The sequence below is a fragment of the Trinickia acidisoli genome (assembly GCF_017315725.1).
Taxonomy (GTDB): Bacteria; Pseudomonadota; Gammaproteobacteria; order Burkholderiales; family Burkholderiaceae; genus Trinickia; species Trinickia acidisoli.
On record NZ_JAFLRG010000002.1, the window covers coordinates 1493469 to 1515996 of the forward strand.

Below are 22528 nucleotides of genomic sequence, written 5' to 3' on the forward strand. Positions count from 1 at the left end.
ATTCAAGATCGTCGCCGCGCGCACTCGCGAAGACGACGATCGACGATGCTTCACCGGCCGGCGGTGTCCTTGCGTAATGCGTCGATCGTACGCGCGACGATCGCATCGATGCCCAAACGCCCGAGTTCGGCGCTCGCCCGCCGCGGGTCGCCTCCATAAACACCGTCCGCCGGGCCAAGCTTGGGCGCTGTACGCAAAGCATCGAGCCGCACCATACCCGGCGCCACCGCGAGCAGCAGCGACGTATCGGCGAGCCCTGCATGCGTGCCGATCTCGTCGTCGCGATAACCCTTCTCGCGCAGCATGCGCGCGTAGCCGCCCGAACTTTCGCCGTAGTACTCGGGCGGCACGAAGGCGCGCGCTTTCGTGCCGGCCCATGCCTTGTTCAAACGCGCGACCACGCGCTTGACGTCGTCCTGATAGCCGCCGTGATCCCCGAGGAACACGATGTTCTTGAAGCCATGCACTTCGAAACTGTACGCGGCGGACTCGAGCGTCTTTTCGAAGACGTCGTCCGGGACCGTAATGGTGCCTGGAAAACGCATGTGAGAGGTCTGCGGCGCATAGCCGCCCTCGGGCACATAGGCGATGACGGGCGCAACGAGCGCGTTGCCGAGCCCTTGCGCGATGCGCGTGGACAGATACTCGACACGCACGTTGTGCTTGCCGAGCGCAACGTACGGACCGCTTTGCTCCGTGCCCCCGATCGGGATGATGATCGTCGTCTTGCCGGCGGCGATCTCGTCGCGCAACTCGGTCCATGTCAGATCTTCGAGTTGGACCGTATTCGGCACTTGCGCAAAGGCCGTCGCCTGCGCGCACGCGAGGCCCAAGAAAACGCAAGCTTTGCGTAAGAAATATTGCATGCATGCTCCACAAAAAATGGCAACGACTCGCCGGTGCCGCGTCGATTATGAGCAAAACTGTAACGATGATTTATCGAAATAGGCGTTAACCCTAGCGCCTCCGATCGCTAGACTTCAGTCATCGGTTCACGCAACGAACCCGATGCAACTGGTAGGACAAATAACTTTTGGAGGTAATTGCCATGAAGTCGCTCATCCAATCCGTCGTGATCGCCGCTGCTCTAGCCGCTCCGGTTGCCGTGTTCGCGCAATCGAACGCACCCGTGACGCGCTCGCAAGTCCAGGCTGAACTCATTCAATACCAGCAAGCCAACGGCAGCCGCAACCTCGGCAACGATCCGTACTATCCGAACGACGCGCAGATTGCGCAAGCGCGCGTCGACGCGCAAAGCAACGACCGAGCGGTCGGCGGCGTACGCGCCGGCTCGTCGGCTTCGGGCGCGCCCGTGAGCGCCGGCGCCAGCGACACCCTTTACTTCGGCCGTTGATCCGCACCGCTGCACAACGCTGGCCGGCAGCGCCGCAGTGAGCGCGCCGGCCGAGACATAACATCTTCGCTGCATCGAACCGAATACGGCTTGCTATCGTCGGTCACGACAGCGAGCCGCTTCGCATCGATACCTCCGCCGCCGGTCACCGGCGGTTTTCGCCTAGCCCTTTATTCGGCTAGGCGCTTTTTCGCTGGTTTGCCCGCATCGCACGAACCGCGTGCGTTTAGCGCGTTCGCCCTCGCCGATGCGCGTCGATACGTTAGGACGTCCGTCAGCACGTCCAAGCGTGGAACGCGGCATAATTCGCGCATACCGCCGTTTGCGAGCGGTTGTCCTCGCGAGGAAACGTTCGATGCTCCACGACATGGTCGCGCGCTACGGCCCCGCCCTCGTCTTCGTCAATGCACTGGCTGCGTCGCTGGGGTTGCCCGTGCCGGCCATGCCGACGCTCGTCTTTTTCGGCGCCATGGCCGCGCTCCATCCGGCATCGATCGGTGCGCAACTCGTGCCGGTCCTCGGGCTAGCCGTGCTCGCTTCAGTCATCGGCGATAGCGTTTGGTTCCTGGCCGGCCGCTTTTATGGCGCAACCACGCTCAAGACGCTCTGCCGCCTCTCGTTGTCGCGCGACACCTGCGTGAAGAAAACCGAGCGCTTTTTCGGGCGCTGGGGCGTGCGCGTGCTGACCGTATCGAAGCTCGTACCGGGCTTGTCCTTGCTTTCCGTGCCGATGGCGGGCGCGATCGGCACGCCATACCGCGCGTTTCTCGCACACGATGGGATCGGCGCCGCGATATGGGCGACGATCGGATTGGCGGTCGGCGTACTCGTCTCGCGCCAAGTCGATTGGCTCTTCGCAGGCTTGAGCCGCTTAGGCCATGCGAGCATCTTCGTCATCGCGGCGCTCGTGGCCGTCTATGCGGCCTACCGCTGGGTGCGCCGACACGCCTTGATGAATCGACTGGCCGCCGCGCGCATCGACGTCGACGAACTGTACGCACTGTTGCTGGGTGAACCTGCGCCGGTCATTCTCGACGTTCGATCGGAAGAGAAGCGACGGCTCGACCCGTACGTGATCCCCGGCTCGCAGTTCGCGGACGAGCGCAAGCTCGACGAAATCATCGCCGCCTACCGTCCCGATCAAAAAGTCGTCATCTATTGCTCGTGTCCGAATGAAGTGTCGGCCGCATGGCTGGCGAAGCAATTGACCGATGCCGGTTTTCTCCATGCGCTGCCGCTCAAAGGCGGCATCGACGCATGGCGCGAAGCGGGCCGCGCCGTCACGCCATTGCAATTGCAAACGACGGCCGACGACCCAGCCGATCGTCATTCCGCACCGCGCGCCGCTTGACCCAACTTGCGGCCGCTTACGTCGCCGACCTCCCCACGAAGACACGCCAATCACATCGCCGACGCCTCGGCCGCGCGCGATTATGCGCAAATCCGTAACGATGATTTATCAAATTAGGCGTTAACCCTAGGACCTCCAATCGCTAGACTGCAGTCATCGGTTCACGCAACGAACCCGATGCAACAGACAGGACAAATAACTTTTGGAGGTATTGCCATGAAATCGCTCATTCAATCCATCGTGATCGCCGCTGCTCTGACCGCTCCGGTTGCCGTTTTCGCACAGTCGAACGCGCCCGTGACGCGCGCCCAAGTCAAGGCCGAGCTCGCGCAATTCGAGCAAGCCGGCGGCCGCGTCAACTTCAGCAACGACCCGAACTACCCGGCCGACGCGCAGGCCGCGCAAGCGCGCGTCATAGCGCAGAACGGCAGCAATCAAGCGATCGGCGGGGTGCGCGCCGGCTCGTCGGCTTCCGGTTCGCCCGTGAGCGCCGGCGCTAGCGCCCCCCTGTACTTCGGCCGCTAATGCGCATCCCAACGAAGCGTCGGCCGACGACACCGCCATGAGCGCAGCCGGCTGATCGCTTCGTGAGTAGTCCTAAGTATTCAACCGAACACCTACCCAGTAAGCGTCGCTCAGTCTTCTAGCACGAACGCTCGCACCGCGTCGACGAATGCCTGCTCCGTTTCCACGTTGGGCATATGCACGCACGGCAACGGCAGGTAGTGCGCCCCCGGTATGGCGGCAGCGATCGCTTCGCCGTGACTGGCTGCCGTGACCGTATCGTGTTCCCCCGCGATGACGAGCGTCGGCCGCACAATCAGCGCGACAACACGACGAAAATCGAGGTCGCGCACCGCCGCAAAGCAGCCTGCCAGCCCCTGCGGCGACGTGTGCAGAACCATCTCACGGAATACTTCGACAACAGGCAGCCGCGCATCGATCATTCGAGCCGGAAACCAATTGCGCATGAACGTCTCGGCCGTCTCGCCCATGTCGTCGATTCCTTCGAGCTCCGCGATGCGGCGATCGAACAGCTCCGCCGGCCCGAGATGCGCGGACGTGTTGCTCAATATCAAACGATCGATCCGCTCGGGGGCACGAACGCCGAGCCACTGCCCGATCATGCCGCCGAGCGATAACCCTAGAAAATGCACGCGTTCGATATGCAGCGCATCGAGCAGCTCGATCACGTCGCGGCCGAGCCGATCCACGGAATAGGCGCCGAGCGGCGCGCCGGACGCACCATGACCGCGCGTGTCGTAACGCAATACGCGAAAATGCCGGACGAGACTCGGCATCACCCCGTCCCACATGTGCAGCGACGTCGCGATCGAATTGGACAGCATCAGCAGCGGCGCGTCTTCGCGTCCGTCGAAACGGTAGGCGATCCGAACACCGTCGCCGGTAGTGAAGCACGACAGACCTTCCATGAATGATTTCTCCTCGATGAGCGTTTGAGCGACACGGTTAAACGCCAAGCATCGTAGGTCGGGCATCGAATTAAAAACATTACAAAGTTCGGATATTCTTTGTCATGTCTCTCTCGATGCACGGTGTTCCCGCCGCCCGACATGAACGAATTCACGCTTCACGATCTGCAGTGTTTCGATGCCGTCGTCCGCTCAGGCGGTTTTCAAGCCGCGGCGGCAGCGTTGCATCGATCGCACCCGGCCGTGTTCGCGGCCGTCGCGAGACTCGAACGACAGCTCGGCCTCGCCTTGCTCGATCGCAGCGGCTATCGCGTCCGCCTGACGGCCGACGGCCGCGCGTTCCATCGCAAAGCGCAAACGCTGCTGAACGAGTTTGCCGGGCTGCGAACCTATGCCACGCAATTGGCGATGGGGGAAGAAAGCGAGTTGCACGTCGTGATCGGCGATTTGTGCCCTCGCGAACAAACGCTCACGCTTCTCGCCCGCTTCTTCGGCGCGTGCCCGGGAACGCGGCTCCATCTGCATGTCGAAGCGGTCGCCGGGCCGCAAGAGCGTCTGCTCGACGGCAACGCCGATCTGATCCTTCATCGCGTCGACAAGACCGACCCTCGCATCGAATGGGTCGACGTCTGCGAGATCGAACTCGTGCCGGTCATCGCGCCCGCGCTGCTGCCCGAACGGCTGCCGCGTTCAGTCAAGCCCGAGCATCTGCGCGAACTCACGCAATGCGTCATGCGCGACACGGCGCGGCACACGCCCGCACGCGACTACTTCGTGGTCGAAGGCGCACCGCAGTGCACGGTCAGCGATCAATCGATGAAGCGGGAAATCATCTTGCAAGGCTTGGGCTGGGGGCATCTGCCGCGATACCTGATCGAAGACGACTTGCGCAAGAGCCGGCTGCGATCGCTTGCCGGCCGGCACCTGCCCGGAGCCAGCGAGGAAATCGTCGTCGCGCGCCGCAGCGATCGACCTCACGGCCCCGTCGCCGAACGGCTTTGGTGCTATCTGGGCGAACACGCGCCGAATGTCTTCGGCAGTCCTAAGCAATCGCGTGCGCCACGCCGCCGCCGATCGGCCTAGCCATCGCATGACTCGAATTAAGCGAGAAATGACTAATAGTATTTAATTATCGGTCTTCGCCAACGCCGTAACGATTGGAGGAAACGATCGATCGTGCACGTTGTCGCGATAAAGGGCGGCGTCAGAATCGCGCAACATACTGCCGTTAAATTGGCTGCACCTCGGCTTTTCTACATTAACGACCGAAACTGAGAAATACTTGAGCATGCAACGATCGGCGACGCCGAGAAGACGCATTGCGATGCAGATCCCTCTAAGCGGAACGCCTTATGGCATAAGGCCAAGCCGCCTCTTGCACCGAAATGGGGCGAGCGACGATCGAGCGCAAATCTGCACATCGCCTGCTCACGATTTGATAAATACGACGCCGCGCGACGCAATTACAACCTGGCAACAGGGCCAATCTCACGGTAGGATGCCTCCAACAGCTTCTCGGCAATTACCGCAGGGAAAACCTTAATAAATTAGATGATTGTGGGCGATTATGATGGCAGCGACCCGTGGCCAATCGTCCGCGATTTTCTCGTGCAAACTTCATGAGCACCGCCCTTCCTGACCAGACGAGCGCTGCGATCGAACGTGGCCTCGACCGCCGCCGAACCTGTACGACACGGGTTCTGCTCGCGGACGATCACCCCGTATTTCGCGAAGGCTTGCGCGAAGTACTCGAGTGCATGCCCGGCGTGCTAGTGCAGGGCGAGGCATCGGATGCCGCGTCGACGCTCGCGTTGGTTCGCCGCGCGCACGCGGACTTGCTGCTACTCGATCTCTCGATGCCCGGGCGCGGCGGCATCGAGCTCATCGGAAAAATTCGCGAAGACGCGCCGGGGTTGAAGGTGCTCGTATTGACGATGCATGAAGAACGTCACTACGCGTTGCGCGCGTTCATGGCCGGCGCGCATGGCTATCTGACCAAGCATGCGGCGGCGGCGGAGTTGGCGATCGCTTTACGGAAAGTCTCGGCGGGCGGCATCTATGTCGGGCCGTGGATGGCCGATTACGTCGCGCAGAATCTAGTGGCTCCGCCCGAGACAGCGCCGCACCAACAGCTCAGCGATCGCGAATTCGACATCTTCATGCGGCTCGCACGGGGCGACGACGCATTCGCCATCGGCCAAGCGCTGAGCCTCAGCACGAAGACCATCGGCAACTACAAGGCGCGCATCTTCCACGCCATGCGCTTTTCGAGCGACGCGGCGCTCGTTCGCTACGCCATGCACCATCAACTGATCGACGATCACGACATCGCGTGAAACCGCCCGACGACAAGCGCATACGCGATATACCGTCGGGCCGCCCGGCACGCGACGAGCCGCATTCGATCAAAGATGCGATCAAACGCGCCACATGCCTCGTGCGCGAAGAAGAGCGCAAACGTATTGCACAAGAACTGCACGACGACCTTGGGCAACAATTGAGTGCCCTCGAGTTGACCGCTCAACGCGTCGAACGGCTTGCCGGTGTGAGCGAAGACAGCCATCCGTTGAGCACTGCGATACGCGACCTCCAGGGGCAAATCGATTCCGCGCTGGTTTCCGTCAAGCGGATGACGCATCAATTGCGGCCCCTCGCCCTCGAAACGCTCGGTTTTCCGGCGGCCGTCGAGTGGCTAGCGGCAGAGTTCGCCAACCGCTCGAACGTGCGGCTTGCTTGCCGCTTCAGGGTTGACGGATTCGAGGTGTCCGAGCCGGCGGCCACGGCCATCTTTCGCATCGTGCAGGAAGCGCTTGCGAACGTTGCGCGCCACGCGTCGGCGCGAACCGTCACGATCGATTTCTACCGCAGCGGCGATGTCTGCGTCCTTCGGATCGTCGACGACGGCGTCGGCGCAACGTTGAATCTCGCACGGCGCCCGCAATCGCTGGGGCTATCCGGTATGGCAGACCGGGCGGCGCAATTTCACGGCACGCTTTCGATTCGCAGCGCAGCGGGGGCGGGCTTTGCAATCAGTGCGCGGCTGCCGCTTGCGGCCATCGCGCGTTCATAGCGGCAGCCGCGCGCGCCACCTAGCGTCGCACGCGCGGCTCGCCATTCTTTTTCGACTTGCGCGCGAGTTCGACGAAAGCGTGCAGATAGTCGATGCCCGCATCGCTCTCGCGCGTGCCCAGAAAGATCTGCTTCGCGATGCCCCCGCGCCCGAGTTTAAGGCTCACCAACGGCATCCGATCGGCGTACTCCTCGGCCAACCATCGCGGCAACGCGGCGACGCCGCGGTTGTTCGCCACCATCTGCAACATGATGTCGGTGGTCTCGATCGTTTTGTGGCGACGCGGCATCACGTTCGCCGGCCGCAGGAACTGATTGTAAATGTCGAGCCGATCGGTCTCGACGGGGTACGTGATCAGCGTTTCGTCGACGAGTTGTTCGGGCTTCACATGCTGCACGTTGGCTAGCCGATGCTGCTCGGATACCACGAGAACCTGCTCGTAATCGAACACCGGCTCGAATCGCAGGCCGGGACGCAGCAGAGGATCGGGCGTGACGAGCACGTCGATGTCGTAACCCAGCAGCGCTCCGATGCCGCCGAACTGGAAGCGCTGCTTCACGTCGACGTCGACATCGGACCAGCGGGTCAGATAGGGAGAAACCACCTTCAGCAGCCACTGGTAGCACGGGTGACATTCCATGCCGATGCGCAGCGTGCCTCGCTCGCCGTCCGCATACTGCTTCATACGTGCTTCCGCATGCTCGAACTGCGGCAGCATCCGGTTGGCGAGACTCAACAAATACTGCCCGGCCTGGGTGAGGCGCAGGCTGCGACCCTCGCGATCCCAGATCGACGTACCCAGTTGCTGCTCGAGTTTCTTCACCGTGTGACTGAGCGCCGACTGCGTGAGATGCAACGCAGCGGCCGCGGCCGTCAATGAGCCCTGCCGCTCCACTTCACGAATGAGAACAAGATGAAATCGCTCCAGCATGATCGGGCCCGCGCGTGTCTGACGTCAAAGCTGACATGAACAAAGATAATGGGTCAATGAAATAATTCCATTATCTTTCATAGGAAGCCGATCATATCATTGCCGCTGGAACTTTCAATCTTCGGAAACGGCAACGCTCATGGTCACGACACACAATCTCGGCTTCCCGCGCATCGGCGCGAAGCGCGAACTCAAGTTCGCCCTCGAAAGCTATTGGAAAGGTCAATCGTCGCGCGACGAGTTGAAGGCGCTGGGCGTGCAGCTTCGTGCGCGTCATTGGGACAACCAACAAGGACTCGATCTGGCGCCGATCGGCGACTTCGCGTTCTACGATCAAGTGCTCGACATGAGCTTCACGCTCGGCAACTTACCGGAGCGAGTGCAGGACTTTCATGGCGATGCGCTCGACAACTACTTCCGTGTTGCGCGCGGCCGTTCCGCGAACTCGGAGCAAGAGCACGGCGCATGCTGCGGCGGCGTTGCCGCGGGCGAGATGACCAAGTGGTTCGATACGAACTATCACTACATCGTGCCGGAATTCACCGCATCGACCGGCTTTACGCTCGACGCATCGCGCCTCGTCACGCAATTGGCCGAGGCACGTGCCGCCGGCGTGAATGCGAAGCCGGTGATCATCGGCCCGGTGACGTACCTGTGGCTCGGCAAGGCGAAGGACGACTCCGATCGTCTCGCGCTGCTGCCCAAGCTGTTGCCGGTGTACGGCGCGCTGCTCGACACGTTCGCGGCACAGGGCGTGGAGTGGGTGCAGATCGACGAGCCGGCGCTCGTCACCGAACTCGATCCCGCATGGCGCGAAGCATTCACGACGGCCTATGAAGCACTCGAAACGCGCCGCGTGAAGTTGCTGCTCGCCACTTACTTCGGCCAATTGCAGGACAATCTCGCACTCGCGTGCAAGCTGCCGGTGGATGGCCTGCACATCGATGCGATCAACGCGCGTGATGAAGTGGCAACGGCAGCACGGGCACTGGCGGCTGACCGCGTACTGTCGGTGGGCGCGATCAATGGCCGCAACATCTGGAAGACGGATCTGGCCGCCACGCTCGAATGGCTCGAGCCGCTCGCGAAGCAACTCGGCGAGCGCCTGTGGATCGCGCCGTCGTGCTCGCTGCTGCACGTGCCGGTGGATCTGGCAAGCGAGCAGAAGCTCGATGCGGACATCCGTTCGTGGCTCGCATTCGCGCTGCAGAAACTCGACGAGTTGAAAGTGCTCGCCGGCGCGCTGAACCAGGGCCGCGCATCGATGGCCGATGCGCTGGCCGAGAACGCCGCGGCGATTCAAAGCCGCCGCACGTCGCCGCGCGTCCACAGCCCGGCCGTGAAAGCGGCCGTCGCGAAAATCGACGCGGCGCTCGGCAAGCGCGCGGGCCTCTATGACCAGCGTGCGAACAAGCAGTCGGCGATCTTGAACCTGCCTGCTTATCCGACCACGACGATCGGCTCGTTCCCGCAGACCGCGGATATCCGTCACGCGCGCAGCGAACACAAGGCCGGCAGGCTCGACGCAGCGCTCTACAAGGCCGCGATGCGCCGCGAGATCGAGCGTAGCGTGCGCGAGCAGGAAGCACTCGGGCTCGACGTGCTCGTGCATGGCGAAGCCGAACGCAACGACATGGTCGAGTACTTCGGCGAACAACTCGACGGCTACACGTTCAGCCAGTTCGGCTGGGTGCAGTCGTACGGTTCGCGCTGCGTGAAACCGCCGATCCTGTTCGGCGACATCAGCCGCCCGAAGGCGATGACGGTCGAATGGATCACGTACGCGCAGTCGCTCACGAACAAACCGATGAAGGGCATGCTAACCGGCCCCGTAACGATCTTGAACTGGTCGTTCGTGCGTGACGATCAGCCCCGCTCGGTGTCGTGCTATCAACTCGCGCTCGCGATTCGCGACGAAGTGCTCGACCTCGAAAAGGCTGGCGTGCGTGTGATCCAGATCGACGAAGCCGCGCTGCGCGAAGGCCTGCCGCTGCGTCGCTCGCAATGGGGCGAGTATCTGCGCTGGGCGGTGGAATCGTTCCGCATCACCGCAAACGGCGTGCGCGACGAAACGCAGATCCACACGCACATGTGCTATTCGGAGTTCAACGACATCATCGCGTCGATCGCCGACATGGATGCCGACGTGATCACGATCGAGACGTCGCGCTCGGACATGGAGTTGCTCGATGCATTCGACAACTTCAAGTACCCGAACGAAATCGGGCCGGGCGTGTACGACATTCACTCGCCGAACATCCCGAGCCAGGAGCACATCGTGCAGTTGATGAAGAAAGCTGCCGAACGTATTCCGGCCGAGCGCCTGTGGGTGAATCCGGACTGCGGCTTGAAGACGCGCCAGTGGGAAGAAGTCATTCCCGCGCTGAAGAACATGGTGGCGGCGGCGAAGACGCTGCGCGGCCAGGTGCAGTAACGCTACGTTTCGTCATGTTTTCCCGCTGCGTGCGGAGCGTCGCACGCAGCGGGATGCGTGCACGTCCCGTGCGGGTACATGCCCGCGTGCGAATGCGGTCATGCGGCAACGACATGACGACCGTGAGCACAGTGTTGGATCCGGCGATTGCGTTTTCTGGAGGCTCACCTCTTGGAGCGCGTCGCGCGTCCGTCTATCCTTGACGAGCTTGCGAAAGGCCACCCAGGCCGAAAGCGCTCGGCAGGTTAGACATGGGATCCATCCAGCATGAAAATCTTGGCGATTTCCGGCAGCGCGCGCGAGGCGTCCATCAACACCGCGCTGTTGATGGCCATGAAAGACCTCGCGCCGCACGGCTGCGAATTGTCCGTTTTTCATCGGCTCGACGTGCTGCCCGTTTTTTCGCCGGACGCCGAGGGTGAAAGAACACCGCTAGAAGTCGTCGATTTCCTGGCGCTCGTATCCGCTGCCGACGGCATCGTCGTCTCGAGCCCCGAGTATGTCCGCGCGATCCCAGGCGGCCTCAAGAACGCCATCGATTGGATGGTCTCGCGATTCGAAGTCGTCGGAAAGCCGATCGCCCTCGCACACGCCTCTCACCGCGGCGACGATATGTTGGCCTCGCTCAGGCTCGTGCTCTCGACGGTCAGCGATCGATTCCTCGAGCACGTGTTTCTGCGCATTCCGCTCATCGGAAAAACCCAGCGAGAAGCCACCGACCTGCTGCGTCTTCCTGAGCATGAGGCGAAGATCAAGGCGTTCTTGGCTGATTTCGCGGCCGAGCTTCATTCGAAATAACAGAACGCCGCGCCCCTCAAGACCCGAGCAACCCCGCGGCAATATTCACCGACAAACCCAGTACCGCGGCATTGAAAAAGAACGACAAGATCGACTGCGCCAATGCCGTTCGCCTGGCGCGCCGCGAGCATACCGACACGTCGGAGGTCTGCGACGCCACCGCGATCGTGAAGGAGAAGTACATAAAGTCCCAATAATCGAGCGGTTCGTCGTGTTCGGGAAATTTCAACGACGCCTGCCCCTCGCCCGCCTGGTGGTAATAGCGCGCGTACTCCAACGTAAATACCGTCGGAATCAGCAACCAAGTGCCGATCATCGTCGCGCCGGTCAGCGCGTAGTTGATGCTGGCCTGCCGCGCGCCGAGCCCCTTCGCGGCCGACAATTCGACGATGATGGCCACCAAGCTCGCGACCGCGGCAGCCGTGATGATCGCGAGCATCGCCGTCGCCCCCTCGTCCTCCCGCTCGGCCACGCGCTGGATATCCTGCGGGCTCGCTCTCGCCATGAGAGTCCAAATCATGACGAGATACAGCCACATGCCCACGTCCCACGCGAATAGCGGCTTCTGGATCGGCCTCAAATGCCATGGCTCGATAAAGTAAGCGATAACGCCAAGGGCCACGCCGATAAAAATACGCGGTCGGTTACTCAAGAAGCGAGCGATGCGCGCCGATGCATCCATAGAGTTCATATCGAGTTGAGTGGAAGGGTCGCCGCGTCGCACGAAACGGCTGGCGGCTATTATCGCCTCCCGTGCGGCCGGAAGCGTCGTTCGAGTGCCGATCGACGGCAAACGCCTTCGTTCGCGGATTTGCTATCATCCCTGTACATTTATACAGCCCCATCGTGCCGCCGTGCCGTCCCCTGCTCCGTCGCCCTCGTCGACCTATTCGTCGCTCTATTACCTGCTGAACTTCGAGCGCGCGCTGGCGTGGATCGCCGAGCGTTACGACGACCTGCTCGACGCAAGCGAACGCAACTTTCTCCAAGCCTTCCCCGATCTGCCGCAGCCGTCGCGCGCCCTGCTCGTTCGGATGTTGATGCGGCAAGGGTCGCTGTTTCGCGCAAGCCGGCTCGTCTATGACGAAATCGGTTGTCCGTTTCAAGCCGCCGGCCCGCTGGCGGTAATCGGTTGGGTCGATGCGGATGCCCCTTTGACGATCGACGAACTGTTCGCCGTCACGACTCGCCCCGAACTCGCGCGCCTATTTCCGGCCACGGGCGGCAACAAGCACGCGCGCAAATCGGCCTGGCTCGATGCCCTACGCGCCGATCATCCTGAGCCGCTACGCTACGGCGAGTGGGACATCGATACAGCCGATCGCGCCATACGGACCCTATTCGATCCGCTCTGCGACCGCTTCCGGCTCATGTTCTTCGGCAATCTTCATCAGGATTGGTCGGAGTTCGTGCTCGCCGATTTAGGCGTCTACCAATACGAGGCCGTGTCGTTTCCGCCGTCGGCACGCGCGTTTCGCACACGGGCCGATATCGATGCCTATCTCTCGCTGCAGGCCTGCCGCGCCGCACTCGATACGCTCACGGACGCGCAAGACATCGACACCTTGATTGCCGCAGCCACGGCCATCGACATCGACATCGCCAATCCTTGGCTCGACACGCGACGCGCGAAGCTGCTGTTTCAAATCGGCCACCATGCCGAACGCCTCGCTCGCTGGCCCACGGCACTCGATGCGTACACGCGCAGCACTTGGCCCGGCGCACGGCACCGACGCATCCGCGTGCTCGAGCGGGACGGGCGCTCGGCCGACGCGTTCGCACTGGCCTCGCACGCGTTGCTCGAACCGGAAGGCGAAGCCGAATGCCAGCGCGTCGCAAGGATGATGCCGAGGCTGCATAGAGCGGTCGGGCATTCGGCAGCACGGGCCGCCGGGGTCGCCGGGGTCACCCGCGAAAACGCGATCGCACGCGAGACGCTCGTCTTGCCCTGCCCCGACGAGCCATTCGCCGTCGAATACGTCGCACGCGACCATCTCAGCACCGATACGGCCCCCGTCTTCTACGTCGAAAATGCGTTGATCAATTCGCTGTTCGGTTTGCTCTGCTGGGAAGCGGTATTCGCCTCCGTGCCGGGCGCGTTCTTTCACCCGTTCCAACGCGGCCCGGCCGATCTGCACGCGCCCGATTTCTTGACGCGACGAGTCGAAACGTTCGCGCGCTGTCTTTCGCAACTCGATAGCAGTGCTTATCGTTTCACGATCCTGCGCCACTTCGAAGAGAAAGCCGGCCTGCAGTCGCCGTTCGTGTTCTGGGGAATGTTGACGCCGGAACTGATGGAACTCGCGCTCGAGTGCTTACCCGCCGCACATCTGAAACTATGGTTCACGCGGCTGCTCGCCGATATCCGCGAAAATCGATCGGGCTTACCCGACCTCGTGCGTTTCCTGCCCGCGCAGCGGCGCTACGAACTCATCGAAGTCAAGGGCCCTGGCGACAAGCTACAAGACAATCAAACGCGCTGGCTGCGCTATTGCATCGCCCACGGCATGCCGGTGCGCGTGCTGGACGTTCGTTGGGCACAAGGGCCCGATGATGATGAAGCGAAGGCCGCGGCATGAGCTACGTCGTCGCCGTTCGAACCCTCTGCGAATTCACGGCCAAACAGGGCGATCTGGATCTGCGCTTCACGCCATCGCCCACCGCGCTCGAAGGTATCGAAGGGCATGCGGCGGTCACGGCTCGGCGCAAGGCGGAACGTCAAGGAGGATATGAAGCGGAACTTACGCTAGCCGGAAGCTACGGTGAATTGTCGGTACGCGGCAGAGCCGACGGATACGACCCGGCGCTCAATCGTCTCGACGAGATCAAAACATATCGAGGCCAATTGGACGCGATGCCCGACAACCACCGGGCGCTGCATTGGGCGCAAGCGCTCGTCTATGGTCATCTGCTCTGCCAAGCGCAAGGACTCGCCGAGCTGAATGTCGCGCTCGTCTATTTCGACATCGGCACGCGCAAGGAAACCATCCTTACCCAGAAGCACGACGCGGCCGCGCTGCATCGCTTTTTTGATCAGCAGTGCGAACGATTTCTCGGATGGGCAATGCGCGAAAGCGATCATCGCGGCGCGCGCAATGCGGCACTCGAACGTTTGCCGTTTCCGCACGGCGCGTTTCGCAGCGGGCAACGCGAACTCGCGGTGGCCGTCTATCGCGCGGCACGCGACGGGCGCGCGTTGATGGCGCAAGCACCGACCGGTATCGGCAAGACGCTGGCCACGCTGTTTCCGGCGCTCAAAGCATGCGCACAAGGCCACGTCGAACGCATTTTCTTTCTGACGGCGAAGACACCCGGCCGAGCCCTTGCACTCGATGCGATCGATTCCTTGCACCGTTGCGACAGCGCGCTGCCGCTGCGAACGCTCGAACTCGTGGCGCGCGACAAAGCTTGCGAACATCCCGACAAGTCGTGTCACGGCGAATCGTGCCCGCTTGCACGCGGCTTCTACGATCGGCTCGCCGCCGCGCGCGAAACGGCGCTCGCGAGCCGCCGCCTCGATCGCGAGACGGTGCGCCGAGCCGCGCTCGCGCATGAGGTCTGCCCTTACTACCTTGCACAAGAACTCGCACGCTGGTGCGATATCGTCGTAGGCGACTACAACTATTACTACGACAGCAGCGCGCTGCTTTATGCGCTCACGCGCATCAATCAGTGGAACGTAGCCGTGCTCGTCGACGAAGCGCACAACTTGCTCGAACGCGGACGCAAGATGTACACGGCCTCGATCGAACAAGCCGCGTTCAAGGCGGCTGCCAAATCGACACCGGCCGTGCTGAAAAAGCCGCTGCAACGATTGCAGCGCGAATGGAATGCGCTCAATCGTGCGCAAGCGAGCGCCTATCAAACTTATGCCGAGGTGCCGGCTCGCGTGTTGTCCGCGGCGCAAAACCTGATCGGCGCGGTCACGGATCACCTGGCCGACGCACCGCTCTCGCTCGGCGACACCCTGCTGCGCGTCTTTTTCGACGCGATGCATTTCGTTTCGTTGTCCGAACAATTCGGGGAGCACTCGGTGTTCGACGTGCGTCTCAGCGGAAAAAGCACGGCCGATCAAGACCGGTCACTATCGACGCTGTGCGTGCGCAACGTGGTACCCGCGCATTTTCTTGCCGCAAGGCATGCGGCAGCGCGTGCGACCGTCGTGTTCTCGGGCACGCTCGCGCCCCAGCAGTTCTATCGCGACATGCTCGGTCTGCCCGACGGCACCGCCGCCATCGACGTCGAAGGTCCGTTCCGCCCCCAGCAATTGAAGATCCACGTTGCCGCGCACGTCTCGACGCGATGGCGCGATCGCGAACGCTCGCTCATACCGATCGTCGATTTGATGGCGCGCCAATATGCGGATCGTCCCGGCAATTATTTAGGCTTCCTAAGCAGTTTCGATTATTTGCAACGTATCGCCGAGCGCTTGCGCGAGCACTATCCGGAAGTGCCGATTTGGACGCAAGCACCCGGCATGGACGAAGCGGCACGAGACGCATTTCTGGCGCGCTTTCGCATGGCCGAGCGCGAAACCGGCAGGATCGGCGGGATCGGTTTGGCCGTGCTCGGCGGCGCGTTTTCGGAAGGGGTCGATTTGGTCGGGGAGCAACTGATCGGCGCGTTCGTCGCCACGCTTGGCCTGCCGCAAGTCAACGACGTCAACGAGGAAATGCGCCGCAAGATGGACGCGAAGTTCGGCCGCGGCTATGACTACGTCTACTTGTACCCCGGCTTGCAAAAAGTCGTGCAGGCGGCGGGCCGCGTCATCCGCACGGAAACCGACGCCGGCGTATTGCACTTGATCGACGACCGTTATCGGCACGCGGAAGTGCGACGTCTGCTGCCGGCATGGTGGGCTTTGCCCTGAATAGTCGAGCGAACCCCAAGCCGCGCCGACGATCGTTCGCACGTCCTAACGTTTCGCGTTAGCTTCCGTTGCCCTTGGCCTTGGCGACTTGCGTCGTCCCGGCATCGGCCGTCATCTGGTCGTTCCACCCGCCGCCGAGCGCCTTCACGAGCGCCACGGAAAGCGACATCTGCTGGCCGTGAATCTGCACCTCGGTAAGCTGACTCGTCAGCAGCGATTGCTGCGCGTCGATCACGTCGAGATAAGCAACGAGGCCGCCGGAATAGCGATCGTTCGCCAGCGAGAGCAGTCGTCGCGCATCGATCACGGCGGCATGCGCTTGTTTCGAGGCGTCGTCGAGCACGGATAGACCGGTTACGCCGTCCTGCACCTGCTGAAACGCATTGAGCACGGCCTGACGATAGTTCGCTTCCGCCTCGACGTATCCCGCGCTCGCAAAGCGCACGTTGGCGCTGCGTCGCCCGCCGTCGAAGACGACCTGGCTCAATTGAGAACCGAGCGTCCACATCAAGCTCGGTGCGGTGAGAAGATTGGCGAATGCCGTCGATTCCCAGCCGATGCCGGGGTTCAGTATCAGACTAGGAAAGAACGCCGCCTTCGCCTCACCGATTTTTGCATTGGCCGATGCCATGGCCCGCTCGGCCGACGCGATGTCGGGCCGCCGCTGCAGCACATCGCTCGGAATGCCGATCGCGATCGGCGGCACCGTCGTCTCGGTCACCTTCGACGCGATCGAGAATTGCGGCGCCGGCACGCCGACGAGCGCCGCAATGGCGTGTTCGTACTGGGCGCGCTGATTGACGAGCAACGTCGCCTGAACACGCGTGGCATCGAGATGCGCCTGCTGCTGATACAGATCGAGGCCGGATACGGAGCCGAGGTCATGCTCGGCCTTCACGTAATCGAGCGCCTTGTCCTGCAATTTCACCGATTGGTTCAATACGTCGATTTCGGCGTCGAGTTCGCGCAGCGCGTAATAGTCGGTGGCGAGATCGGTCGTCAGCACGAGGCGCGCATTGGCCAAGTCGTCGGCCGCTTGCTCCTCGGATGCCTTCGCACCTTCGACTTCGCGCCGGATGCGCCCGAACAGATCCGTGTCGTACGTGATCGTCGGCCCAACCAACACTTCGTTCTGCACGGTCGATTGGTTCGGTGTCGAGTACGTCGTCGCCGGCCGGTCCTTCGATATCTTCAAACGATCGAGCTGCCCTTGCAGATCGAGTTCGGGCAGCCGCTGCGCGGACGTATAAGCGAGCGTATCCTTCGCCTGCGCGTAATGCGCACTCGCCGCGGCAAGCGTTTGATTCTGCATCAGCGCTTGCTTCTCGAGTCCGTCGAGCGCATCGTCGCCGAATGCCTGCCACCAGTCGAGCGCGAGCGACGCATGCGAAGGCGACGCAAGCCGCCAATACGAATCGGCCCGCCATGCTTGCGGCGCCGGTACCTGCGGGCGCTTGTAATCGGGACCGACGGTGCACGCGGCGCACAGTACAGCCACCGCGGCGGCGGCCCACGTCGGAGCGAAACGGCTGCCGCGCATCAGGAAAGCCCCTTGTCCGCGTTCTGCTGCATGACCTGGACGTGGTCGCCGTCGGCAATCGAGTCGCTCGGGTTCACGATGATCTTGTCGGTCGGCTCGACGCCGCTATCGATGACGAGCACTTGCCCGAGATCTTGCGCAATCGTGACCGGATGCAGATGCACCACGCCATTGCCGTCCACGACGGCGAGCCGCGGCCCCTCCTCGCGAAACAGCAGCGCGTTGCCGGGCACGAGCAAATGCGAGTGCAGCGCGCGCGACACGGCAACTTGCACATAGGCACCGGGCCGCAGCTTGTCGTCGGGGTTCGGCAACGTCACTTCGATTTGCAGCGAACGCGTGGGAACGTCGATCGCACCCGAGATATGCGTGATCGTGCCGCGGAACGATTGACCGGGTAGCTCGGCCTGCGTGACGGCCACGGGCATGCCGACCTTGACGTTTTGCGAATAAGCCTGCGGAAGCTGCACGTAAACGCGCAGCGGGTTCGATTGCGCCAACGCGAACAGCGCGCGGCTCGTGCCGCTGCCCGCGTCGATCAAATCGCCGATGTCGACGTTGCGCTGCGTGATCACGCCATCGAACGGCGCCACGATGCGTTTGAACGATTCGAGTTGTTGCAGCCGCTTCACGTTCGCATCGGCGGCGGCCAAGTTGGCGACGTCCTGGTTATACGTGCCTTGCCGGTCGTCGAGCTCTTGTTGCGAAACGGCATCGCGCTGGCGTAGCTGCGACCAGCGCGCGAGCGACGTCTTCGCGAGTGCGAGGCTAGCACTTGCCTGCTCCCGCTGCGCGATCGCCTGAGCGAGTTCCTGATCGATCTCGGGCGTGTCGAGATCGGCAAGCAACTGCCCACGCTTCACGTGCGCGCCGATATCGACATACCAATGCAGCAGATAGCCCGTCGCCCGGGCGTAGATCGGCGATTCGACGAAGCCGCGCAGCGTGCCCGGCAGCAGCATGTCGCCGCCGCCCTGCGCCATCTTCGGCATCACGACGTTGACGTACTCCTTCGCGTTTTGCGCCGTGGCGCTATCGACGGTGCGACGGTTGATCATGTTCGCGACGACCGTGCGCACGGCGCCGATAGCCAGCAGCACGAGCACGACGACGAGCGCGATCTTCGCGCGCCGCCAGACGCGATCGCGCGGCGGCAGCATGGGACCGTTTCCGTCTTCGCGCGCCGGAATGGCCAAGGAGGAGTGAGATTCTTCCGTCATTTCAATCAACCGGGGAAAGAAGGGGCTTCGCGTTCATTCGGCATCATCTTGCGCCTGTTCCCGGCGCGCTTTGCGCCTCGCGAGGCGTCCATGGATGCCGCCGAAAAGAAGCGGAACGAACAAGAGCGTCGAAACGGTGGCGAACAACAAGCCGCCGATGACGGCCCGGCCGAGCGGTGCGTTCTGCTCGGCGCCTTCGCCAAGACCCAGCGCCATCGGCACCATGCCGATGATCATCGCGCAGGCCGTCATCAACACCGGGCGAATCCGGCTTGCGCCCGCTTCCAGTGCGGCCGTGAGCGGCGGCGCACCCGCTGCCAGCCGTTGGCGCGCGAACGACACCATCAAAATACTGTTCGCGGTGGCCACGCCCATCGTCATGATGGCACCCGTCAAGGCGGGCACGGACATGTGCGTGCCGGTCAGGAACAACATCCAGACGATACCGGCGAGCGCGGCCGGCAATGCGCTCACGATAATGAGCGGATCGATCCACGATTGGAAGTTGACGACGATCAGCAAATAGACGAGCACGATCGCCATCGCCACGCCGACGACGAGGCCGAGGTACGAGCGCTTCATCGTCTCGACTTGGCCGCGCACGGTGATCTGACTCCCGCGCGGCAGCTTCGCTCGCGCTTGGTCCACGAGCTTGTCGATTTGCGAAGCGACGCTGCCGAGATCGCGGCCTTCGACGCTGACGAGCAAATCGACGACGGGCCGGATGTTGTAGTGCGTGATCGAGGCGAATTCGTTTGCCGCTTGCACCTGCACGAGATTGCCGAGCAGTTGCGGGGTACCGGTAGCCGAGGCCGCTCCCGCCACCGCGGCAACAGGCGTGCGCAGCAGCGCGTCGACCGAAGTCACTTGATATTGCGGCGTGCGCACGGAGATCTGATATTCCACACCGTTACGCGGATTGAACCAGAAACCGGGCGATGTTTCCGTACTGCCCGACAGCGAAATCAGTACGTTCTGCGCGACGTCGTTCGCGTCGAGGTTCAACTGTTGCAGCCGCGTGCGATCCATTTGCAGATGAATCGTCGGCTCGTCGAATTTTTGCTGAATGTGCGTATCGACGGTGCCCGGAATCATGCGCACCTGTTTCATCAACGCGCTCGCGACATTGAAATTCGCTAGTTGATCGGTACCCGTGACCTGCACGTCGATTGCGGCGGGCAAGCCGAAATTCAGAATCTGCGTGACGATGTCGGCCGGTTGAAAGTAAAACTCGACGCCGGGAAAACGCCGCGGCAGCAACGCCCGCAGTTTGTCGACGTAGCTGAGCGTCGGTTTGTGGCCCTCGTTGAGCGCGATCTGGATCTCGCCATCGAGCGTGCCGATCGTGCCCGAATTGCTGTACGAGAGATTGATACCGCTATAAGGCAGCCCGAGGTTATCGAGGATCGTCCCGAGGTCGCGGCGCGGCACCACCGTGCGGATCACTTTCTCGACGTTGTCGGCCAGCCGCGCCGTTTCCTCGATCCGTGTACCGGTCGGCGCACGCATATGCAATCGGATGTCGCCTGCATCCACCGTCGGGAAAAAATCGGCGCCGAGTACGAACGCGAGCCCGAGCGACGCGACGCAAAAGCCGAGAAACGACACGGCGAACACGCGCCGCCGCACCAACAGCGTGCTCAACAGGACGATATAAGCCGCGCGCATGCGCTCGAAGCTGGCCTCGAAGCTGTGATGCAGCCGCATCAACAGATTCGGGCGCTTACCCGCCTTCGGCTTGTGTGCATGGCCCATCAGCAGCATCGCCATGGTCGGCACGAGCGTGCGCGACAGAATGTACGAGGCAAGCATGGCGAAGACGACGGCCTCGGCAAGCGGCACGAAAAGATATCGAGCCACGCCGGTCAAGAAGAACATCGGCACGAAGACGATACAGATACAGAGCGTCGACACGAATGCCGGCACCGCGATCTCGCCGGCACCTTCGAGGATCGCTTCGTGCAGATCCGTGCCGAGATGCAAATGCCGCTCGATGTTTTCGATCGTCACCGTGGCATCGTCGACGAGAATCCCGACCGCGAGCGCGAGCCCGCCGAGCGTCATGATGTTGATCGTCTGACCCAACGCATGCAGCGCGAGCAGCGATGAAAGAATCGACAGCGGAATCGAAATCGCGATGATGCAAGTGCTGCGCCAGTTGCCCAAAAAGAGCAGGATCATCGCCGCCGTGAGTGCGGCGGCGATCACGGCTTCGCGCACGACGCCCGTGATCGCCGCTTTGACGAACAGCGATTGATCGAATAGCGCCCGGATCGTGATGTTGCGCGGCAGCGTCGATTCGACCGTCGGCAGCAGCCGGTGAACCGCATCGACCACGGACAGTGTCGACGCGTTGCCCGCCTTGAGGATCGAGACCAACACGCCGCGCCGGCCGTCTTGCCGCACGACGTTCGTCTGCGGAGCGAAGCCGTCGCGCACGTGGGCGACTTCGCGCAGATAGGTGGTCGCGCCGTTGACCGTGCGCACCGGAAGATCGTTGAGGCCCGCGATCGTCGTGGGCGAACCGTTCATGTCGACCGTGTATTCGCGCGGGCCGATCTTCGCCGTGCCGGTCGGCAAGATGAGGTTTTGCGCGCTCACGGCGTTGACGACGTCGATCGGCGTCAGACCCTTGGCGAGCAGTGCGCGCGTGTCGAGATCGATCGAGACGAGGCGCGACTTGCCGCCGTACGGGTACGGCACCTGCGCGCCGGGAATCGTGATGATCTGCGGGCGCAGGAAGTTCAGCGCCGTGTCGTTGAGATCCTGCTCCGACATCGTCGGGCTCGACAGCCCGAGCTGAATCACTGGAATCGACGAGGCCGAATAGCTGATGACGAGCGGCGGCGTTGCACCGCGCGGCATTTGCCGCAACTGCGCCTGCTCGACCGCGACGGTCTGCGCGATGGCCGTCTGAATACTGGCATTAGGCTGCAGGAACAGCTTGATGACTGCGATGCCGGGCAACGACTGCGATTCGATGTGTTCGATGTCGTTGACGGTCGTCGTCAGGCTGCGCTCGTTCACCGACGTGATGCGGTTGGCGATCTCCTGCGAGGACAGCCCCGTGTAATTCCATATGATGCTGACGACGGGGATATCGATGTTGGGCAACACATCGATAGGCGTACTCATCAATGAAAATGGCGTGGCCAGCACGATGAGGATGGCCATCACGATGAACGTGTAAGGCCGTTTGAGCGCTACGTTGACGATCCACATGCTGAGACGCGCAGGAAAGGTGCGAGTGAGAAAGGTGGAATGTAGTCGGTTTGAAGCAGAAAGTTAATTCCCGCGCCGAACAATTGCTGGTACTTTTGCACGAAACAATTACGGGCTATTACAAATTTCCGACGTTGCCCCGTCCTGCGACCATTGACGGCGGGGCTGCGCGCATGCGTGCACCAGATGAGCGCAGGCGCCGTGTAGCGGTTCGACCCGGCCTCGACCCGGCCGGCGTCTCGATGACGCGATGATACGCGCTCCCCGTCGCGTGCGTTCGAAGCGATATAGCGACAGGACGAGCC

General features: G+C 62.4%; 17 protein-coding genes. 10 read left to right on the forward strand and 7 right to left on the reverse strand.

Annotation, left to right across the window (positions count from 1 at the left end; translation table 11 throughout):
- Nucleotides 1-50: 50 nt before the first annotated feature.
- Complete coding sequence (locus J3485_RS25050) at nt 51-866, reverse strand: creatininase family protein (protein WP_206957019.1); 816 nt, start codon at nt 864-866, stop codon at nt 51-53.
- Between the two features lie 182 nt (nt 867-1048).
- Here J3485_RS25050 and J3485_RS25055 point away from each other — a divergent pair, with 182 nt between their 5' ends.
- From J3485_RS25055 to J3485_RS25065, 3 genes are all read left to right on the forward strand, one after another.
- A complete protein-coding gene (locus tag J3485_RS25055) occupies nt 1049-1354 on the forward strand; it encodes a DUF4148 domain-containing protein (protein WP_206957020.1) in 306 nt (101 codons plus the stop codon).
- A 355-nt stretch (nt 1355-1709) separates the two neighbouring features.
- Nucleotides 1710-2705: a DedA family protein/thiosulfate sulfurtransferase GlpE gene (locus J3485_RS25060; RefSeq protein WP_206957021.1), complete on the forward strand. Its 996-nt coding sequence runs from the start codon at nt 1710-1712 to the stop codon at nt 2703-2705.
- A gap of 216 nt (nt 2706-2921) precedes the next feature.
- Nucleotides 2922-3230, forward strand: a complete 309-nt coding sequence (locus J3485_RS25065; protein WP_206957022.1) for a DUF4148 domain-containing protein — start codon at nt 2922-2924, stop codon at nt 3228-3230.
- Between the two features lie 110 nt (nt 3231-3340).
- Here the strand turns inward: J3485_RS25065 and pcaD are convergent, their stop codons facing one another.
- Nucleotides 3341-4138, reverse strand: coding sequence for a 3-oxoadipate enol-lactonase (pcaD, locus tag J3485_RS25070; RefSeq protein ID WP_206957023.1), 798 nt, complete (start codon nt 4136-4138; stop codon nt 3341-3343).
- A gap of 141 nt (nt 4139-4279) precedes the next feature.
- Between pcaD and J3485_RS25075 the strand changes: the two genes are divergently transcribed.
- The 3 genes from J3485_RS25075 (at nt 4280) to J3485_RS25085 (ending at nt 7208) form a co-directional block, all read left to right on the forward strand.
- The gene (locus J3485_RS25075) at nt 4280-5221 is read left to right on the forward strand and encodes a LysR family transcriptional regulator (protein WP_206957024.1); all 942 of its coding nucleotides are present in this window, start codon (nt 4280-4282) and stop codon (nt 5219-5221) included.
- Between the two features lie 536 nt (nt 5222-5757).
- A complete protein-coding gene (locus J3485_RS25080; RefSeq protein ID WP_206957025.1) occupies nt 5758-6474 on the forward strand; it encodes a response regulator in 717 nt (238 codons plus the stop codon).
- On the forward strand, nt 6471-7208 hold the full coding sequence (locus tag J3485_RS25085; RefSeq protein WP_206957026.1) for a sensor histidine kinase: 738 nt from the start codon (nt 6471-6473) through the stop codon (nt 7206-7208). The genes J3485_RS25080 and J3485_RS25085 overlap by 4 nt, the downstream gene beginning before the upstream one ends.
- 19 nt (nt 7209-7227) lie before the next feature.
- On the opposite strand, the gene J3485_RS25090 is transcribed toward J3485_RS25085, so the two are convergent.
- Nucleotides 7228-8139, reverse strand: coding sequence for a LysR family transcriptional regulator (locus J3485_RS25090; RefSeq protein ID WP_206957027.1), 912 nt, complete (start codon nt 8137-8139; stop codon nt 7228-7230).
- Nucleotides 8140-8278: 139 nt separating this feature from the next.
- Here J3485_RS25090 and metE point away from each other — a divergent pair, with 139 nt between their 5' ends.
- Nucleotides 8279-10573: a 5-methyltetrahydropteroyltriglutamate--homocysteine S-methyltransferase gene (metE, locus tag J3485_RS25095; RefSeq protein ID WP_206957028.1), complete on the forward strand. Its 2295-nt coding sequence runs from the start codon at nt 8279-8281 to the stop codon at nt 10571-10573.
- A gap of 267 nt (nt 10574-10840) precedes the next feature.
- Nucleotides 10841-11371, forward strand: a complete 531-nt coding sequence (locus J3485_RS25100) for an NADPH-dependent FMN reductase (protein WP_206957029.1) — start codon at nt 10841-10843, stop codon at nt 11369-11371.
- Nucleotides 11372-11387: 16 nt separating this feature from the next.
- On the opposite strand, the gene J3485_RS25105 is transcribed toward J3485_RS25100, so the two are convergent.
- Entirely contained in the window at nt 11388-12053 is a 666-nt protein-coding gene (locus tag J3485_RS25105; protein WP_206957030.1) for a DUF1345 domain-containing protein, read from the reverse strand.
- Between the two features lie 172 nt (nt 12054-12225).
- Between J3485_RS25105 and J3485_RS25110 the strand changes: the two genes are divergently transcribed.
- Together J3485_RS25110 and J3485_RS25115 are read left to right on the forward strand one after the other, a co-directional pair.
- The gene (locus tag J3485_RS25110; protein WP_206957031.1) at nt 12226-13950 is read left to right on the forward strand and encodes a VRR-NUC domain-containing protein; all 1725 of its coding nucleotides are present in this window, start codon (nt 12226-12228) and stop codon (nt 13948-13950) included.
- A complete protein-coding gene (locus J3485_RS25115) occupies nt 13947-16241 on the forward strand; it encodes an ATP-dependent DNA helicase (RefSeq protein ID WP_206957032.1) in 2295 nt (764 codons plus the stop codon). Before J3485_RS25110 ends, J3485_RS25115 begins: the two co-directional genes overlap by 4 nt.
- 58 nt (nt 16242-16299) lie before the next feature.
- Here the strand turns inward: J3485_RS25115 and J3485_RS25120 are convergent, their stop codons facing one another.
- Genes J3485_RS25120 through J3485_RS25130 form a run of 3 tightly spaced genes read right to left on the reverse strand, consistent with a single transcriptional unit; the run spans nt 16300 to nt 22223 of the window.
- Nucleotides 16300-17781, reverse strand: a complete 1482-nt coding sequence (locus J3485_RS25120) for an efflux transporter outer membrane subunit (protein ID WP_206957033.1) — start codon at nt 17779-17781, stop codon at nt 16300-16302.
- Complete coding sequence (locus J3485_RS25125; protein ID WP_206957034.1) at nt 17781-19001, reverse strand: efflux RND transporter periplasmic adaptor subunit; 1221 nt, start codon at nt 18999-19001, stop codon at nt 17781-17783. The genes J3485_RS25120 and J3485_RS25125 overlap by 1 nt, the downstream gene beginning before the upstream one ends.
- A gap of 33 nt (nt 19002-19034) precedes the next feature.
- Nucleotides 19035-22223 (reverse strand): efflux RND transporter permease subunit, encoded by a 3189-nt coding sequence (locus tag J3485_RS25130; protein WP_206957035.1) that lies wholly within the window; start codon nt 22221-22223, stop codon nt 19035-19037.
- Nucleotides 22224-22528: the final 305 nt, after the last annotated feature.

What these genes read in the sequence shown, in the direction of transcription:
- J3485_RS25100 (WP_206957029.1), top strand. Translation starts at nt 10,841, where the DNA reads ATGAAAATCTTGGCGATTTCCGGCAGCGCGCGCGAGGCGTCCATCAAC.
- J3485_RS25130 (WP_206957035.1), bottom strand. Translation starts at nt 22,223, where the DNA reads ATGTGGATCGTCAACGTAGCGCTCAAACGGCCTTACACGTTCATCGTG.
- J3485_RS25055 (WP_206957020.1), top strand. Translation starts at nt 1,049, where the DNA reads ATGAAGTCGCTCATCCAATCCGTCGTGATCGCCGCTGCTCTAGCCGCT.
- J3485_RS25090 (WP_206957027.1), bottom strand. Translation starts at nt 8,139, where the DNA reads ATGCTGGAGCGATTTCATCTTGTTCTCATTCGTGAAGTGGAGCGGCAG.
- J3485_RS25065 (WP_206957022.1), top strand. Translation starts at nt 2,922, where the DNA reads ATGAAATCGCTCATTCAATCCATCGTGATCGCCGCTGCTCTGACCGCT.
- J3485_RS25125 (WP_206957034.1), bottom strand. Translation starts at nt 19,001, where the DNA reads ATGACGGAAGAATCTCACTCCTCCTTGGCCATTCCGGCGCGCGAAGAC.
- metE (WP_206957028.1), top strand. Translation starts at nt 8,279, where the DNA reads ATGGTCACGACACACAATCTCGGCTTCCCGCGCATCGGCGCGAAGCGC.
- J3485_RS25080 (WP_206957025.1), top strand. Translation starts at nt 5,758, where the DNA reads ATGAGCACCGCCCTTCCTGACCAGACGAGCGCTGCGATCGAACGTGGC.
- J3485_RS25060 (WP_206957021.1), top strand. Translation starts at nt 1,710, where the DNA reads ATGCTCCACGACATGGTCGCGCGCTACGGCCCCGCCCTCGTCTTCGTC.
- J3485_RS25115 (WP_206957032.1), top strand. Translation starts at nt 13,947, where the DNA reads ATGAGCTACGTCGTCGCCGTTCGAACCCTCTGCGAATTCACGGCCAAA.
- J3485_RS25120 (WP_206957033.1), bottom strand. Translation starts at nt 17,781, where the DNA reads ATGCGCGGCAGCCGTTTCGCTCCGACGTGGGCCGCCGCCGCGGTGGCT.
- J3485_RS25050 (WP_206957019.1), bottom strand. Translation starts at nt 866, where the DNA reads ATGCAATATTTCTTACGCAAAGCTTGCGTTTTCTTGGGCCTCGCGTGC.
- J3485_RS25075 (WP_206957024.1), top strand. Translation starts at nt 4,280, where the DNA reads ATGAACGAATTCACGCTTCACGATCTGCAGTGTTTCGATGCCGTCGTC.
- pcaD (WP_206957023.1), bottom strand. Translation starts at nt 4,138, where the DNA reads ATGGAAGGTCTGTCGTGCTTCACTACCGGCGACGGTGTTCGGATCGCC.
- J3485_RS25105 (WP_206957030.1), bottom strand. Translation starts at nt 12,053, where the DNA reads ATGGATGCATCGGCGCGCATCGCTCGCTTCTTGAGTAACCGACCGCGT.